11 protein-coding genes are annotated in these 15,519 nt (G+C 63.6%); all 11 read left to right on the forward strand.

Features of this window, described 5'->3' with window-relative positions; all coding sequences use genetic code 11:
• Positions 1-6 precede the first annotated feature (6 nt).
• The 11 genes from GEV02_RS05065 (at position 7) to GEV02_RS05115 (ending at position 15,513) form a co-directional block, all read left to right on the forward strand.
• Positions 7-1,377, forward strand: a complete 1,371-nt coding sequence (locus tag GEV02_RS05065; RefSeq protein ID WP_152836866.1) for an NAD(P)-dependent oxidoreductase — start codon at positions 7-9, stop codon at positions 1,375-1,377.
• Entirely contained in the window at positions 1,377-2,672 is a 1,296-nt protein-coding gene (gene preA / locus GEV02_RS05070; RefSeq protein WP_152836867.1) for an NAD-dependent dihydropyrimidine dehydrogenase subunit PreA, read from the forward strand. The genes GEV02_RS05065 and preA overlap by 1 nt, the downstream gene beginning before the upstream one ends.
• A 61-nt stretch (positions 2,673-2,733) precedes the next feature.
• Complete coding sequence (locus GEV02_RS05075; protein WP_328595724.1) at positions 2,734-4,215, forward strand: NCS1 family nucleobase:cation symporter-1; 1,482 nt, start codon at positions 2,734-2,736, stop codon at positions 4,213-4,215.
• Between the two features lie 21 nt (positions 4,216-4,236).
• Positions 4,237-5,631 carry a dihydropyrimidinase gene (hydA, locus tag GEV02_RS05080; RefSeq protein WP_152836868.1) on the forward strand — a complete coding sequence of 465 codons (1,395 nt, stop codon included), beginning with the start codon at positions 4,237-4,239 and terminating at the stop codon, positions 5,629-5,631.
• Positions 5,632-5,649: 18 nt separating this feature from the next.
• Entirely contained in the window at positions 5,650-6,885 is a 1,236-nt protein-coding gene (locus GEV02_RS05085; protein ID WP_152836869.1) for a Zn-dependent hydrolase, read from the forward strand.
• An 80-nt stretch (positions 6,886-6,965) separates the two neighbouring features.
• The gene (locus GEV02_RS05090) at positions 6,966-8,639 is read left to right on the forward strand and encodes a putative bifunctional diguanylate cyclase/phosphodiesterase (protein WP_152836870.1); all 1,674 of its coding nucleotides are present in this window, start codon (positions 6,966-6,968) and stop codon (positions 8,637-8,639) included.
• 4 nt (positions 8,640-8,643) lie between these two features.
• Positions 8,644-10,011: a tetratricopeptide repeat protein gene (locus GEV02_RS05095; RefSeq protein ID WP_152836871.1), complete on the forward strand. Its 1,368-nt coding sequence runs from the start codon at positions 8,644-8,646 to the stop codon at positions 10,009-10,011.
• Between the two features lie 78 nt (positions 10,012-10,089).
• Positions 10,090-12,915: a xanthine dehydrogenase family protein molybdopterin-binding subunit gene (locus tag GEV02_RS05100; protein ID WP_152836872.1), complete on the forward strand. Its 2,826-nt coding sequence runs from the start codon at positions 10,090-10,092 to the stop codon at positions 12,913-12,915.
• Positions 12,912-13,463 carry a (2Fe-2S)-binding protein gene (locus GEV02_RS05105; RefSeq protein WP_152836873.1) on the forward strand — a complete coding sequence of 184 codons (552 nt, stop codon included), beginning with the start codon at positions 12,912-12,914 and terminating at the stop codon, positions 13,461-13,463. The genes GEV02_RS05100 and GEV02_RS05105 overlap by 4 nt, the downstream gene beginning before the upstream one ends.
• On the forward strand, positions 13,460-14,671 hold the full coding sequence (locus GEV02_RS05110; protein ID WP_152836874.1) for a c-type cytochrome: 1,212 nt from the start codon (positions 13,460-13,462) through the stop codon (positions 14,669-14,671). Before GEV02_RS05105 ends, GEV02_RS05110 begins: the two co-directional genes overlap by 4 nt.
• On the forward strand, positions 14,668-15,513 hold the full coding sequence (locus tag GEV02_RS05115; protein ID WP_174998983.1) for a substrate-binding periplasmic protein: 846 nt from the start codon (positions 14,668-14,670) through the stop codon (positions 15,511-15,513). Before GEV02_RS05110 ends, GEV02_RS05115 begins: the two co-directional genes overlap by 4 nt.
• Positions 15,514-15,519 lie beyond the last annotated feature (6 nt).

Genomic DNA, 15,519 nt, shown 5'->3' on the forward strand with positions numbered 1-15,519 from the left:
AATCGTATGATGATCGAATCTCTCAAATACATGCCCCAGCCGAAGGAAGCCAATGCCACACTGGCTGAACACTTCACCGACCTGGCGCCAGCGCTGAATGCGCGCCAGGCAGCGATTGAAAGTTCGCGCTGCCTGTATTGCTACGATGCGCCGTGCACACGCATCTGCCCGTCCGATATCGACGTCGCCAGTTTCATCCGCAATATCCACGACGAGAACATCAACGGCGCGGCCGTCGGCATCCTGAAGCAGAACATCCTGGGTGGCAGCTGCTCGCGCGTCTGTCCGACCGAGATCCTGTGCGAGGACGCCTGCGTGCGCAATCACGATGCCGAAGGCCAGCCGGTGAAGATTGGCCTGCTGCAGCGCTACGCCATCGACAACATGAGCATCGCCGAACATCCGTTCAAGCGTGCCGCATCGACTGGCAAGAAGATCGCCGTGGTAGGCGCAGGCCCCGCAGGCCTGTCGTGCGCGCACCGCCTGGCGATGCTGGGCAACGACGTGGTCATCTTCGAAGCGAAAGAAAAATCCGGCGGCCTGAATGAATACGGCATCGCCAAGTACAAACTGACCGATAACTTCGCGCAGAAGGAAGTGGACTTCCTGCTGCAAATCGGCGGCATCGAAATCAAACACGGCCAGGCGCTGGGCGGCAACGTGCAACTGAAAGACCTGCACGCACAATACGACGCCGTCTTCCTCGGCCTGGGCCTGGGCGCCAGCAAGCAGCTGGGCCTGACCGGCGAGGACGCGCCAGGCCTGCTGGCCGCCGTCGACTACATCGCCGCGCTGCGCCAGGCCGATGACCTGAGCAAGCTGCCGCTGCCTGCACGCGCCATCGTCATCGGCGCCGGCAACACCGCCATCGACATGGCGGTGCAGATCCAGCGCCTGGGCGCGGAAGAGGTAACGCTGGTGTACCGTCGCGGCTTCGATGCGATGAGCGCCACCGAACACGAACAACACATCGCGAAAGAAAACCAGGTCCGCATGCGTACCTGGGCCCAGCCGCAGCAAGTGCTGCTGGATGAAGCGGGCCGCGTGCGCGGCATGCGCTTCGAGAAAACCGCAATCGTCAACGGCCGCCTGGCCGGCACCGGCGAGACCTTCGAGATCGCGGCCGACGCGATCTTCAAGGCCATCGGCCAGGGCATGGACGAAAAGAGCATCAGTGATCCACTGGCGAAGACGCTGAAACGCGACGGTGACAAAATCCACGTCGACGATCAGTTCCGCACAGTCCTGCCGCGCATCTACGCCGGCGGCGACTGTGTGGCGCCCGGACAGGATCTGACGGTGCAGGCGGTACAGCACGGGAAACTGGCGGCACACGCCATCCATCAAGACATCAACGGTATGAAGGAGGCTGCATAATGGCTGACCTGAGCATAGAATTCTGCGGCATCAAGTCCATCAATCCGTTCTGGCTGGCCTCCGCGCCGCCGACGGACAAGGCTTACAACGTGGTGCGCGCATTTGAAGCAGGGTGGGGCGGCGTGGTGTGGAAGACGCTGGGCGAAGACCCGGCCGCCGTCAACGTATCGTCGCGCTATTCCGCGCACTACGGCAAGAACCGCGAAGTCCTCGGCTTCAACAACATCGAGCTGATTACCGACCGCTCGCTGGAAATCAACCTGACCGAAATCACGCAGGTGAAGAAGGATTGGCCGGATCGCGTCATCATCGTCTCGCTGATGCTGCCGTGCGAAGAGAAACTGTGGGCCGACATCCTGCCGCTGGTGGAAGCCACCGGCGCCGACGGCATCGAGCTTAACTTCGGCTGCCCGCACGGCATGCCGGAACGCGGCATGGGCGCGGCCGTCGGCCAGGTGCCCGAATACGTGGAGATGGTCACGCGCTGGTGCAAGACACACTCCAAGCTGCCGGTCATCGTCAAGCTCACACCCAACATCACCGACGTGCGCGCACCAGCGCGCGCCGCCAAGGCTGGTGGCGCCGATGCGGTCTCGCTGATTAACACCATCAACTCCATCACCCATCTGGACCTGGACCAGATGGTGGCCTTCCCGATCGTGGGCGGCGCCAGCACGCACGGCGGCTATTGCGGTTCCGCCGTCAAGCCGATTGCGCTGAACATGGTGGCCGAGATCGCGCGCGATCCGCAGACCAAGGGCTTGCCGATTTCCGGCATCGGCGGCATCGGCAACTGGCGCGACGCGGCGGAGTTCATGGCGCTGGGTTCGGGCTGCGTGCAGGTCTGCACCGCCGCCATGCTGCACGGCTTCCGCATCGTCGAAGAGATGAAGGATGGCCTGTCGCGCTGGATGGACGAGAAGGGCTACGAGAGCATCAGTGAATTCGTCGGCAAGGCGGTGCCGAATACGACGGACTGGAAATACCTGAACATGAACTATCAGGTGATCGCGCAGATCAACCAGGACGACTGTATCAAGTGCGGCCGCTGTTACGTGGCATGCGAGGACACGTCGCACCAGTCGATCGCGCAGTTGATCGATGAGGCCACCGGCACGCGTACGTATGAGGTCATAAAAGAGGAATGCGTGGGCTGCAATCTGTGCGAAATCACCTGCCCGGTGCAAGGCTGCATCACGATGGTGCCGCAGGATACAGGCAAGCCATACATGAACTGGACCCAAGACCCGCGCAACCCGCGCGCGGAGAACATCAAGGTGACCGAAACAGTATAAACGGTATATAGGTACGGAACTTGCAGCGATAGAAGGAACATCAACCTTTGGAGAAAGCCCCGTGAGCAAAGAACTCTCTGGCAGCACGCAACTCTGGAACGAAGACCTGGCCCCGACATCGGCGGCGCAACGTACCTGGCGCTGGTATCACTTCGCCGCGCTGTGGGTCGGCATGGTGATGTGCATACCGGCCTACACGCTGTCCGCCAGTTTGATTGAAGGCGGCATGTCCGGCTACCAGGCCGTGCTGACGGTATTCCTCGCGAACGCTATCGTTCTGCTGCCGATGCTGTTGATCGGCCATGCCGGCACCAAGTACGGCATTCCGTATGCGGTGCTGGCGCGATCCTCGTTCGGCACCGCCGGCGCGCGCCTGCCCGCGCTGATGCGCGCCATCGTCGCCTGCGGCTGGTACGGCATCCAGACCTGGTTCGGCGGCCAGATGATCTACACGCTGCTCGGCGTACTGCTGGGCGGTGATATCGGCGGCGACAAGATCGCGGGCCTGGGCATCAACGGCGGACAGCTGCTTTGCTTCCTGGCCTTCTGGGGCATTCAGTTCTGGTACATCGTGCACGGCATGGATGCGATCCGCAAGCTGGAGACCTACACCGCGCCGCTGAAAATCCTGATCTGCTTCGTGCTGCTCGGCTGGGTCTACAACAAGGCCGGCGGCTTTGGCGACCTGCTGTCGGCGCCTTCGCAGTTTGTCGTGGGCGGCAAGAAGGCTGGCCAGTTCTGGTCCGTGTTCTGGCCATCGCTGACGGCGATGGTCGGTTTCTGGGCCACGCTGGCGCTGAATATTCCGGACTTCACCCGCTTCGCCAAATCGCAGCGCGACCAGGTGCTGGGCCAGTCGGTCGGCCTGCCTGTGCCTATGGGCCTGCTGGCGATGATGGCGGTGATCGTCACTTCGGCCACGGTGGTCTTGTACGGCAAGGCGATCTGGGATCCGGTCGACCTGTCCAGCCGCATGACCGGCGCCGCCGTGCTGATCGCGCTGCTGATCCTGCTGATCGATACCGTGTCCGTCAACCTGGCCGCCAATCTGGTCGGCCCGGCCTACGATTTCTCGTCGCTGGCGCCCAAGCACATCTCGTACAAGGTGGGCGGCTACATCACTGCCGGCATCGCGATCCTGATGATGCCCTGGAAGATACTGGAGTCCACACAAGGCTATATCTTCACCTGGCTGATCGGCTACTCGGCGCTGCTGGGCCCCATCGCCGGCATCCTGATCGTCGACTACTACCTGATCCGCAAGACTGAATTGAATGTCGGCGAGCTGTATCGCGAAGACGGCCAGTACTCATATGGCAATGGCTGGAATATGGCGGCGCTGGTGGCGTTTGTGATCGGCGTGCTGCCGAATATTCCCGGCTTCCTCAACGCCGCTTTCCCGGCTTCCTACCCCGATGTGGCGGCCGAATTTAAAACGATCTACACCTATGCATGGTTTGTCGGAATCGCTATTTCGGCGCTGGTGTATGGGGTTATGATGAAGGGCAAAGCGGTGCCCGCAGTGCGGGCCGCCCACCCCTAAAAGAAGATTCAGGAGACATCCATGACAACTATCATTCGCGGCGGCACCGTCGTCAACGCCGACCGCGCTTTTCGTGCCGATGTGCTGTGCTACGGCGACAAGATCGTCGCCGTCGGCGATAACCTGGATGCACCGGCATCGGCCAAGGTGATCGACGCCAGCGGCCAGTATGTGATGCCGGGCGGGATAGATCCGCACACGCATATGAACCTGCCCTTCATGGGCACTGTCACGCAGGACGACTTCTACACCGGCACGGCGGCAGGCCTGGCCGGCGGCACCACCACCATCATCGACTTTGTCATCCCGGCGCCGAAGCAAAACCTGATCGAGGCCTACCACCAGTGGCGCGGCTGGGCGCAAAAGGCGGCCGGCGACTACTCCTTCCACGTGGCGATCACGTGGTGGGACGAGACGGTGCATCGCGACATGGGCATCCTGGTGCGAGAACATGGTGTCAACAGCTTCAAGCACTTCATGGCCTACAAGAACGCCATCATGGCCGACGACGAGACGCTGGTGAAAAGCTTCCGTCGCTCGCTGGAGCTAGGCGCGATACCCACCGTGCACGCGGAGAACGGCGAGCTGGTTTATCAGCTGCAGCAGGATCTGCTGAAGAAAGGCATGACCGGACCGAGCGCGCATCCGCTGTCGCGTCCACCGGCAGTGGAGGCGGAAGCGGCCAACCGCGCCATCGCGATTGCCAATGTACTCAACACGCCGGTGTACATCGTGCACGTTTCCTGCGCCGAGTCGCTGGACGCCATCACCCGCGCGCGCGCCAACGGGCAGCGCGTGTATGGCGAAGCGCTGGCCGGCCACCTGGTCATCGACGAAAGCGTGTACCAGAGCGACGACCTGGAATTCGCGGCGGGCCACGTGATGAGCCCTCCGTTCCGCAGCAAGCATCACCAGACGGCGTTGTGGCATGGTCTGCAAGGCGGCAACCTGCACACTACCGCAACCGATCACTGCACCTTCTGCGCCGAACAGAAGGCCGCCGGCAAGGACGATTTCACCAAGATCCCGAACGGCTGCGGCGGCGTGGAAGACCGCATGTCCGTGGTGTGGGACGCAGGTGTGAACAGCGGCCTGCTGACGCCATCCGAATTCGTCAAGGTGACATCGACCAACGCTGCGCAGATTTTCAATATCTATCCGCGCAAGGGAGTGATCGCCGTCGGCGCCGATGCCGACATCGTCGTCTGGGATCCGGAGGGCACCCGCACCATTTCGTCGCTGACGCAGTTTGCCAAGGGCGGCTTCAACGTATTCGAAGGCCGCACCGTGCGCGGCATCCCGAGCACCACGCTGGCCGCCGGTAATGTCGTGTTCCATCGCGGCGTGCTGATGGCGGTGGAGGGTGCGGGCCGCCATATCGACCGTCCGTCGTTCAAGCCGACGTCGGCGCGCTAATCAACAAGGAGTAGAGCAATGAGCGACATGCGTATTAATGGCGACCGCCTGTGGGCGGCGCTGATGGAACTGGCCCAAATCGGCGCCACGCCCAAGGGCGGCGTCAAGCGCCTGGCCTTGACGGACCTGGATAAACAGGGCCGCGACCTGGTGGTCGGCTGGGGCAGGGATGCCGGCATGTCGGTCACGGTCGACCAGATCGGCAACGTCTTCATGCGCCGCGATGGCGCCAACAACGCGCTGCCGCCGGTGATGACCGGCAGCCATATCGACACCCAGCCCACCGGCGGTAAATTCGACGGCAACTACGGCGTGCTGGCCGGCCTGGAAGTTGTGCGCACGCTGAACGATTTGAAGATCAAGACCGAGGCGCCGATTGAAGTCGCCTTCTGGACCAACGAAGAAGGCTCGCGCTTCGTGCCGGTAATGATGGGCTCCGGCGTGTTCTGCGGCGCCTTCAGCCTGGAGACCGCCTACGCCGCCAAGGACACCGAGGGCAAGACCGTCGGCGAAGAACTGGAGCGCATCGGCTACAAGGGCGACCAGGTGCCGGGCGATCATCCCATCGGCGCCTATTTTGAAACGCACATCGAACAGGGCCCGGTGCTGGAAGACGCCGACAAAGTGATCGGCGTGGTGCCGGCCGTGATGGGCCTCTCCTGGTACGACTGCGTGGTCAGCGGCATGGAAGCCCACGCGGGACCAACGCCCATGGGCCTGCGCAAGGATGCGTTGCAGGTGTCGACGAAGATCATGCAGGAAGTGGTAGCCATCGCCAACCGCTATCCGCCGTACGGCCGCGGCACGGTGGGCATGGTGCAGGTGTTCCCCAACAGCCGCAACGTGATACCGGGCGAAGTCAAATTCAGCATCGACCTGCGCAACGTGAACGATGAGCTGCTCAACACCATGCACGAAGAGATGCTGGCCTTTATCGACAAGACCCGCAGCGACACCGGCTTGAAGATCTCGATCGAGCGCGTGTCCTACTATCCGCCATGCCCCTTCCACCCCGAATGCGTGGACGCCGTCCGCAACGCCACCGCCAAGCTGGGATATTCGACCATGGACGTGGTCTCCGGCGCCGGCCACGATGCGATCTACGCGGCGCGGCTTGCGCCGGCAGGCATGATCTTCGTGCCTTGCAAGGATGGCATCAGCCACAATGAAATCGAGGACGCCAAGTCCGAACACCTGGAGGCGGGCTGCAACGTCCTGTTGCACGCGATGCTGGAGCGTGCGCGTATTGTTTGACCGTCACCCGGCCGGGGAGCATACTCACTTGTGGTAGGCTATCAACCCACAAAATGGATCAGGCTTCCCCGGCTCCCAACATGCAAGTACCACCCCAATCGCTCGCGGACGCGCTGGAAACAGCCTGCCTGACCGCCACGCTGGAAAGCATCTCCGATGCGGTCCTGATGCTGGATCACAGTTGGAACATCCGCTACATGAACGGCAATGCCGAACGGCTGCTGAAGGTGCAGCGTTCCGAGGTCGTGGGGCAAAATGTATGGACGGTGTTCCCCGAGGCGGTGGACGGCCCCTACTACCGCGCCTATCACCAGGCGGTGGAAACCAACAGCGCAGTCGCTTTCGAGGAGCATTACGCGCCGCTCAATCTGTGGACCGAAATCCGCGCCTATCCGTCGGCGGAAGGCGTGACGATCTACTTCCGCGACATCAGCGAGCGCAAGGCCACCGAGGCCCAGATTCACAACATGGCCTTCTATGACAAGCTGACCGGCCTGCCGAACCGCCAGCTGCTGCTGGAGCGCGCCGGGCATGCGCTGTCGCTGGGCAGGCTGGGCGCCATGCTGTTCATCGACCTGGATAACTTCAAGACCATCAACGACACGCGCGGCCACGACAAGGGCGACATCCTGCTGCAGATGGTCGGCGACCGTTTGAACGCGGCGGTGCGCAGTTGCGACACGGTGGCGCGCTTCGGGGGCGATGAATTCATCGTGCTGCTGGAAGACCTGGGGGCGACCGAGGATGCTGTCGCCAAGGCGGCGCAGGAGATCGCGGCCAAGATCATTCACGCCTTCGGTGCGCCGTTTGTCATCGAAGGCGTGGACCAGTACAGCACGCCGAGCATAGGCGTCACGCTGTTCAACGGTTCCTGCGGCAGCGTGGACGAGGTGCTGAAGCGCGCGGACCTGGCCATGTACCAGGCCAAGGCGGCGGGCCGCAACAACGTCTCCTTCTTCGACCCGGCGATGCAGGCCCGCGTCACCGCGCGCGCCGCATTGGAAGCGGACATGCGCCGCGCGCTGGTCAACGACGAATTCGTGCTGCACTATCAGCCGCTGATGAACATGGATGGAACCATGGCGGGTACGGAAGCGTTGGTGCGCTGGCAGCATCCGCAGCGCGGCTTGGTGTCGCCCGCCGAGTTCATTCCGGTGGCGGAGGATTCGAACCTGATCCTGCCGCTGGGGCGATGGGTGATGCACGAGGCCTGTCGCCAGTTGGCGCAGTGGGCCGGCAACAAGCGCACTGCGAAGCTGGCCATGGCGGTCAATGTCAGCGCCCAGCAGTTCCATCGTCCGGACTTCGTGGAGCAAGTCCTTGAGGTGCTGACCACAACCGGCGCCCGCGCCGACAAGTTGCGGCTTGAAATGACGGAGAGCCTGCTGTTAAAGGATGTCGACGGCACCGTGGAAAAGATGCAGCGGCTGCGGGCCGCTGGCATCACCTTCGCGCTGGACGATTTCGGCACCGGTTATTCGTCGCTCTCGTATTTGCACCGGCTGCCGCTGGACCAGCTGAAAATAGACCGCTCCTTCATCTGGGCCGCCGTCAAGGAAGATAGCGGTGCAGCCATCGTCCGCATCATCGTCGCGCTGGGTCGGGCGCTGAACATGTCGGTGGTGGCCGAAGGCGTGGAGACGCTGGAACAGCTCAACTTCGTCATTGCCGAAGGTTGCCAGAGCTACCAGGGCTATTTGTTCAGCAAGCCCCTGCCGGAGTCGGAACTGCTGGCACTCATCGCAGGCTTGTAGATCGATGTATTCGGATTCGCAGCAAGCCTACCTCGATGGAAATCAGCACATGGCCGCCGGCGGTTTCGCCGCAGCGGAGCACTGCTTTCTGCACGCCCTGGCGCTGGAGCCCACGCATGGCGGGGCGCGCGCCAATCTCGGTTATCTGAAAGAGCGGCAGGGCGCATACGCGGAGGCGGAGTTCCACTATCGTCTGGCGCTCGCGCTGATGCCGGACCACGCGCAGCTGCACCAGAACCTGGGCGTGCTGCTGTTGAAGATGAAGCGCTTCGACGAATCGGAAGCGGCCGCGCGCGCGGCGCTGGAGCTGACGCCTGAGTCGCCGGCCGCGTGGAGCCAACTGGGTGTGCTGCTCGCATGCGTGAAGCGCGAGCAGGAGGCGGAGCAGTGTTATCGCCGCGCGCTGGCGCTGGACCCGGAGCATGCGCGGGCGGGCTTCAATCTGGCATATGTGCTGTTGCGGCAAGGGCGGTTTGACGAAGGCTGGCCCTTGCTGGAGGCCCGCTGGCAGTTCGACGCATTCGCGCATACCTTCGCCTGCCCGCGCTGGAACGGTGAGCCGCTGCACGGCAAGTCGATAGTGATCGTGCTGGAGGCGGGGCAGGGCGACATGATCCATTTCTGCCGCTATGCCACGCAGCTGAAAAAGCGCGGTGCGCTGCGCGTCGCCGTGATCTGCCATGCGGCCCTGAGGCGCCTGTTCGCCACGCTGGAAGGCGTCGATGCGGTTTATGCGTCCGACGAAGCGATACCTGCCGATGGCTGGGATTACTGGACGCATCCGATGCGCCTGCCCTTGCTGCTCGGCGTTGATGCCGACGCGGCCAGGTCGATTCCCTATCTCGCCGCAGAGCCGGAACTGGTGGGCGATTGGGCCGGCCGGTTGCCGTCGCACGGATTGCGTGTCGGCCTGGCGTGGAAGGGCAATCCGCATTTCGAGAACGACGCGGATCGTTCGCTGCCATCGCTGCGAACGCTGGCGCCGTTGGCCGCCGCGCCTGCGCATTTCGTCAGCCTGCAAAAAGGCCCGGGCGAGAGCGAGGCGTTGGACCCGCCCAACGCCATGCAGCTGTACGCGGCCGGCCCGCAACTGAGCGACTTCGCCGACACCGCCGCCGTCATCGCCAATCTCGATCTGGTAATCAGCGTCGATACGGCGGTGGCGCATCTGGCCGGCGCCATGGGCAAGCCGTGCTGGCTGCTGCTGCCCGACTATCGCTGCGATTGGCGCTGGATGAGTGAACGCAGCGATACGCCATGGTACCCGTCGATGCGCCTGTTCCGTCAATCCAGGGCAGGCGATTGGGCGCCGGTAATCGACGCTGTCGCGCGCGAATTGGCCCTGTTGCGCCGCCCAATTGAAAGATGTTGACTCGTTCCGCGCTCTCTGTTCAACTAGATAACTCGAAAAGAAACATCGCCTTGACCTGACTCTCTGAGAGGTTACAAGATGAATGGGGACATTTCACGCCGCAGTTTTTTGAAGGCCAGCGTGGTTGCTGGTGTTTCTGTCTACATCGCGCCCTTGGGCGGCAAGGCATTCGCCGCACTGTTCGAGGAAAAAATCCTCACTCCGGTCGCCTGGGACGGCAAGGCTGGATTGGCCAGGTTTCGTATCGATGGCCTGTCCAAGGTAACCGGCGCCAAGGTGTTCGCCCGAGACATCCGCTCGCGCGACATGCCGCACTGGCCGCAGCAACAAGCCCACGCCCTGATGCTGCGCGCCACCCGTACCGACGTACTCTTTGACGGCATCGACCTGTCGCTGCTGGGCGCGGACCTGAAACCGGACCGCATCGTGACGGCGGAAGACCTGGTGCGCGACGGTGTCGCCTTCCCCGGTTTCTATGGCGCGGACATGCTGCTGCCGGCCGGGAAGCAGCCTGCTTACCTGGGGCACGCGGTGGCGGTCCTGATCTTCAACGATTTCGCCCGCTTCCGCGCGGCCAAGGATGCCTTGCAGTTCAAGGATGGCGTGGTGCGTTATGGCGCCGCTGTGCCGCCGATGGAGCGCGATCCGTGGGGCACCTTCCGCTTTGTGCGCGTGGGCGGCGCCACGTCGGCCGACATGGATGTTTTCTCCAGCCTGAAAAACGCGCCGGTGTTCCCCAGCGCGATGCGCAAGCAGCAGCCGGTCTGGCCGGACGGCATAGAGCACGGCAAGCTGGGCGAGCAGGGCATGTACTACGCCAATCAGATCAAGGACGAACTGGATCGTCCTCCAGCCGACTGGCTGGTGCTGGAACGCGACTACAACACGCAGTCGGTGGACACGGCGGCGATGGAGCCGGACAACGCCAACTGCTGGTACGACGCCGCCGCGCAAACGCTGCACATGGTGGTGCCGACGCAGTCGCCGCAGGAGGTCATCGACAGCACGATCGAGATGCTCAAGAAGAGCAAGTTCCCGCTCAAGAAGCTGTTCCTGCATCCGTGCTACACGGTGGGCTATGGCTCCAAGGACCACTACAATTTCCCGTTCTACGGCCTGATGACGGCGCTGTACGCAAACGGCAATCCGGTGCGGCTGGCGAACGACCGCTACGAGCAGTTCCAGTCGTCGATCAAGCGCCATGCGTTCAAGATGAAGTACCGCATCGCGGTCGACCGCAAGAGCGCGATGCTGCAATCGTTCCAGGGCTATTTCGAAGCCAATGGTGGCGGGCGTTGTAACTTCTCGCCGTCGGTGGCGATGGTGTCGGCCACCGCTGCACAGTCGATCTACTATTTTCCGAAGAACGATTTCGCGGCCGTGGCCATCGCCACGCGCGCCATCGACGCCGGCTCGGCGCGCGGCTACGGCACCTTGCAGAGCATGGCCGCAACCGAAATGATGATGGACGAATTCGCGGAAAAGCTGGGATTGGACGCCATCGATTTCAGGCTGAAGAACGCGCTGCGCTCGGGGATGAAAAATACCCAGGGTGCGATTCCGGCAGGCGCGGTGCGGGTCGACGAGGTGCTGCAAAAGGCCAAGGTGCATCCGTTGTGGACCGGCCGCGCAGGCGCCAAGCGCGCGTTTGAAGCGGCACGTCCCGGCTATCGCTACGGCGTGGGATTCGCCTGCGTGCAGAAGGACTTCGGCACCGGCGCCGAGAGTTCGTTCGCCAAAGTGCAGATCAACGCCGACGGCGCGATCGAGCTGTCGCACAGCGGCACCGAGATCGGCACCGGCATGTCGACCTCGCAGGCGGTGGCATGCGCCAAGTGGCTGGGCAAGCCGGCCGGCTCGGTGCGTACCGCCGTCACTGAATGGGACGACCTGCCGGTGGTCAGCAGCGGCGATCCATACATCATGAGCCAGGCCGACCAGGACAAGCTGTCGGCCAATCCGCGCTGGTCGCCGACCTACTGTTCTCCCGCCAGCGCCACCAACTCCGCCTACTACTTCACGCACAGCACGCGCGAAGCGGCGCGCGTGGTCTTCATGCACGGCCTGTGGCCGGCCGCGATGGCCATCTGGAGCGAGGGCTATGCGGGCGGTCAGGCAGCGTCGCTGGTGGTGCGGGTGGAGGATGCGCGCTGGGTCGACGGCAAGCTGTCGGCCGGCGGCTTGCAGGCGCTGTCCTGCGAACAGCTGGCGCGCAAGGCGCACGAGCTGGGACTGGTGACCGGCGCCACGGTGCATGTGTTCAACCGCTGGCAGTGGAGCGAGGCGGAGTTCGACGTCAACGGCGCCGGCGTGCGGCTGCCGATAGATGGCCTGTCGCTGCGCTATGGCGATGGCGCGGACCAGGGCAGGAAGGCCAGCATGAGTTCTTCCGGCGGCTACCATGTGCTGAACCGCAAGCGCGTGTTCATCCCGCCGGTGCAGCGCAATAACGCCACCGTCACTTATTACAGCGCGGTGGGCACGCTGGTCGAGTTGTCGGTGCATGAGGCCAGCGGCAAGGTCGAGCTGCTCAGCCATCATTCCATCATGGAGTGCGGCAGCATGCTCTCGCCGCAGCTGGTGTCCAGCCAGTTGCAGGGCGGGCTGGCGATGGGCATAGGCCATGCGCTGCACGAGTACCTGCCGCTGTACGAGGATGGCCCGGGCAACGGCACCTGGAACTTCAACCGCTATCAGCTGCCGCGCGCGCGCGATGTCGCGGTGTGGAAGCAGACGGCCGAGATTCTGCCTCCATTGACGGAGACCGATCCGCCCAAGGGCATCGCCGAGGTGGTGATGATTCCCGTGGTAGGCGCCATCGTCAACGGCATCGCGCACGCCATCGGCCACCGCTTCACCGACTTGCCGGTCACGCCGGAACATATCCAGGAGGTGCTGGCATGAGCATCGCGACCAAACCCATCACGCTGACCATCAACGGCAAACAGGCCGGCCCGATGCAGGTGCCGGAAGGCTTGATGATGATCGACTTCCTGCACGAATATCTGGACCTGACCGGTTCACGTCTAGGCTGCGGGCAGGGCGTTTGCCATGCCTGCGTGGTGATACTCGATAAAGCCGACGGCACCAGCGAGGAGATCCGCTCCTGCATCACGGGCGCGCATTTCTTCGACGGTAAAAAAGTGCGTACGGTGGAGGGCCACGCCAAGTTGAACGACAAGGGCGAGGTGGTGGCGCTGTCGCCGGTGCAGCAGAAATTCCTCGAACATTTCAGCTTCCAGTGCGGCTACTGTACGCCGGGCTTCGTGAACGCGGCCACGGTGCTGCTGGAGCGGCTTAAACGTACGCCCGTCAGCCGGGATCAGATCGACGAGACGATCACGGAAAGCCTGAACGCCCACATCTGCCGCTGTACCGGTTATGTGCGCTACTTCGAAGCGGTCAAGGATGTGGTGCTGAATACGCCCGGGCTGGTGAAGGAGGGGAAATGATGAGCCGCCATCTTGTTCTTCTCGCCGCAGCGCTGGTAGTGGCGACACAGTCGGCCGCCGCCGGCAACGATGCGGTCAGCCGTGGGCGCTATCTGGTCAAGGCGGCCGATTGCGCCGCCTGCCACACCTCGGCCACCGGCGCGCCGTTCGCCGGCGGCGTGGAGCTGAAGTCCGACTTCGGTACTTTTTACGGCACCAATATCACGCCGGACAAAGAGCATGGCATCGGCAAATGGACAGCCGACGAGTTCTACGCGGCCTTGCGCGACGGCGTGGCGCCGGACCGTCATCTGTATCCGGCCATGCCCTACACCTCCTACCGTTCGATGAGCCGCGCCGACAGCGACGCCATCTTCGCCTATCTCATGCAGATCAAGCCCGCTGCGGTGGCCAGCAAGGCGGCCGATCTCAAGTTCCCGTACAACATGCGCTTCGGTATGCGCTTCTGGAACATGCTGTTCCTGAAGGACGCGCTGCCCGACGCCTCGGCTGGCCAGTCGCCCGCCTATCTGCGCGGCCGCTACCTGGTCAACACGATGGGACACTGCGCGGAATGCCATACGCCACGCGGTGCGCTGGGGCAGATGGATGGCGCCAAGCCCCTGGGCGGCAGCGCGATGGCACGCATCGCCGCGCCGGATATCACGCCGGCCGGCCTGTCTGCCTCGGGATGGACGGCCGCCGACCTGTCGTCGTTCCTGAGAACCGGCGTTGCGCAACAAGGCTCGGCGTACGGCGAGATGTTCGCCGTGGTCCACCTGAGCACCCAGCATCTGACGCCGGGCGACATGTGGGCAATGACCACCTATCTGCTGGGCGACAAGCCCCTGCCGCCGCAGCCTTTGAAGCCTGCGCCGGCTGGCGCGGATGCGTCCATCGACGCCGGCCGCCGCACCTATCTCGCTGTCTGCGCCGGTTGTCATGGCATCGATGGTGGCGGCAAGCCGCATGTCGCGGTGGCGATGAAGGGCAACACCACGGTGCGCAGCGCCGATCCGCGCAATCTGATCGCCGTCACGCTGGACGGCATCGAGGCCCAGCGCTTCGGCGCGAAGGAAAGCATGCAGGCCATGCCGGGCTTCGCGGCCAAGTTGAGCGACAAGGAAATCGCCGGCCTGTCCAACTTCCTGCGCGTGAGCTGGGGCGGGCAGGCCGGCACGGTTGGCGAGTCCCAGGTGAAGGGTCTGCGGACGGCGGAGAAGCCGTGATTAACCGTCGCTGGCTTGTGGCGCAGCGCTGCTCGCCGCAGCAATCGGGCGGCTTCGTGCCTGGCAAGTCTCGGTTGGCGGCAGTGCTGCTCTTCGCCTGCGGCTTTGCCCATGCCGGAGCCTATCGCTGCGTATCGCTCAACTATCCCCCATTGATCCAGCAGGACGCCGGCCGTCCGGTGCACGGTCTGGCGGTCGACATCGTCACGTCGGTGATGGCAAGTCTGGGCCATACCGTCAGCGTTGAAATCCTGCCCTGGGGCAGGGCGCTGGCGTTGATGCGGCAGGGCGAGCGTGATTGCATCTTCACGATCTTCCAGTCGCCGGAGCGCGAACACTTCCTCGACTTCAGCCGCGAATCGCTGATTCCGCAGATTATCTACTTCTACGCCAGGGACGACAACAGCGCGCGTTTCGACGGCGACTTTGCCGCGTTGGCCGGACTGCGGGTGGGCACGGTGCTGAGCGTGAACTACGGCGCCCGCTTCGAGGCGGCGCGCCCGCAACTGGCGATCCGCGAGGTGCCCACGCTGGAGCAAAACTTCCGCAAGCTGACACTGGGCCGTGTCGATCTGATACCCAGCAATATGTACACCGCCAGCTACACGCTCGACAAGCTGCTCGGCGCCGAACTGGCCGGCCATATCGTCAAGCTGCCGCAGGCGATCGACAGCGTACCCAGTTACATCGCCTTCGCCAAGGGGCGCCAGTTGGCCGCGTTGCGCGACCAGTTCGATCGGGGCCTGCGCGCCCTGATCGCCAGCGGCGAATACCGCCGGCTGCTGGAGCGCTATCGCATCGAGTGGACGCCTGAACTGAGCCGGCAGGTCGAGGGGCGCTAGCCCGGC

It is taken from the genome of Rugamonas aquatica (assembly GCF_009380215.1).
In the GTDB taxonomy this organism is placed as follows: Bacteria; Pseudomonadota; Gammaproteobacteria; order Burkholderiales; family Burkholderiaceae_D; genus Rugamonas; species Rugamonas aquatica_B.

Coding starts and splice junctions, on each gene's coding strand:
- GEV02_RS05065 (WP_152836866.1), top strand. CDS start 7: ATGATGATCGAATCTCTCAAATACATGCCCCAGCCGAAGGAAGCCAAT.
- preA (WP_152836867.1), top strand. CDS start 1,377: ATGGCTGACCTGAGCATAGAATTCTGCGGCATCAAGTCCATCAATCCG.
- hydA (WP_152836868.1), top strand. CDS start 4,237: ATGACAACTATCATTCGCGGCGGCACCGTCGTCAACGCCGACCGCGCT.
- GEV02_RS05085 (WP_152836869.1), top strand. CDS start 5,650: ATGAGCGACATGCGTATTAATGGCGACCGCCTGTGGGCGGCGCTGATG.
- GEV02_RS05090 (WP_152836870.1), top strand. CDS start 6,966: ATGCAAGTACCACCCCAATCGCTCGCGGACGCGCTGGAAACAGCCTGC.
- GEV02_RS05095 (WP_152836871.1), top strand. CDS start 8,644: ATGTATTCGGATTCGCAGCAAGCCTACCTCGATGGAAATCAGCACATG.
- GEV02_RS05100 (WP_152836872.1), top strand. CDS start 10,090: ATGAATGGGGACATTTCACGCCGCAGTTTTTTGAAGGCCAGCGTGGTT.
- GEV02_RS05105 (WP_152836873.1), top strand. CDS start 12,912: ATGAGCATCGCGACCAAACCCATCACGCTGACCATCAACGGCAAACAG.
- GEV02_RS05110 (WP_152836874.1), top strand. CDS start 13,460: ATGATGAGCCGCCATCTTGTTCTTCTCGCCGCAGCGCTGGTAGTGGCG.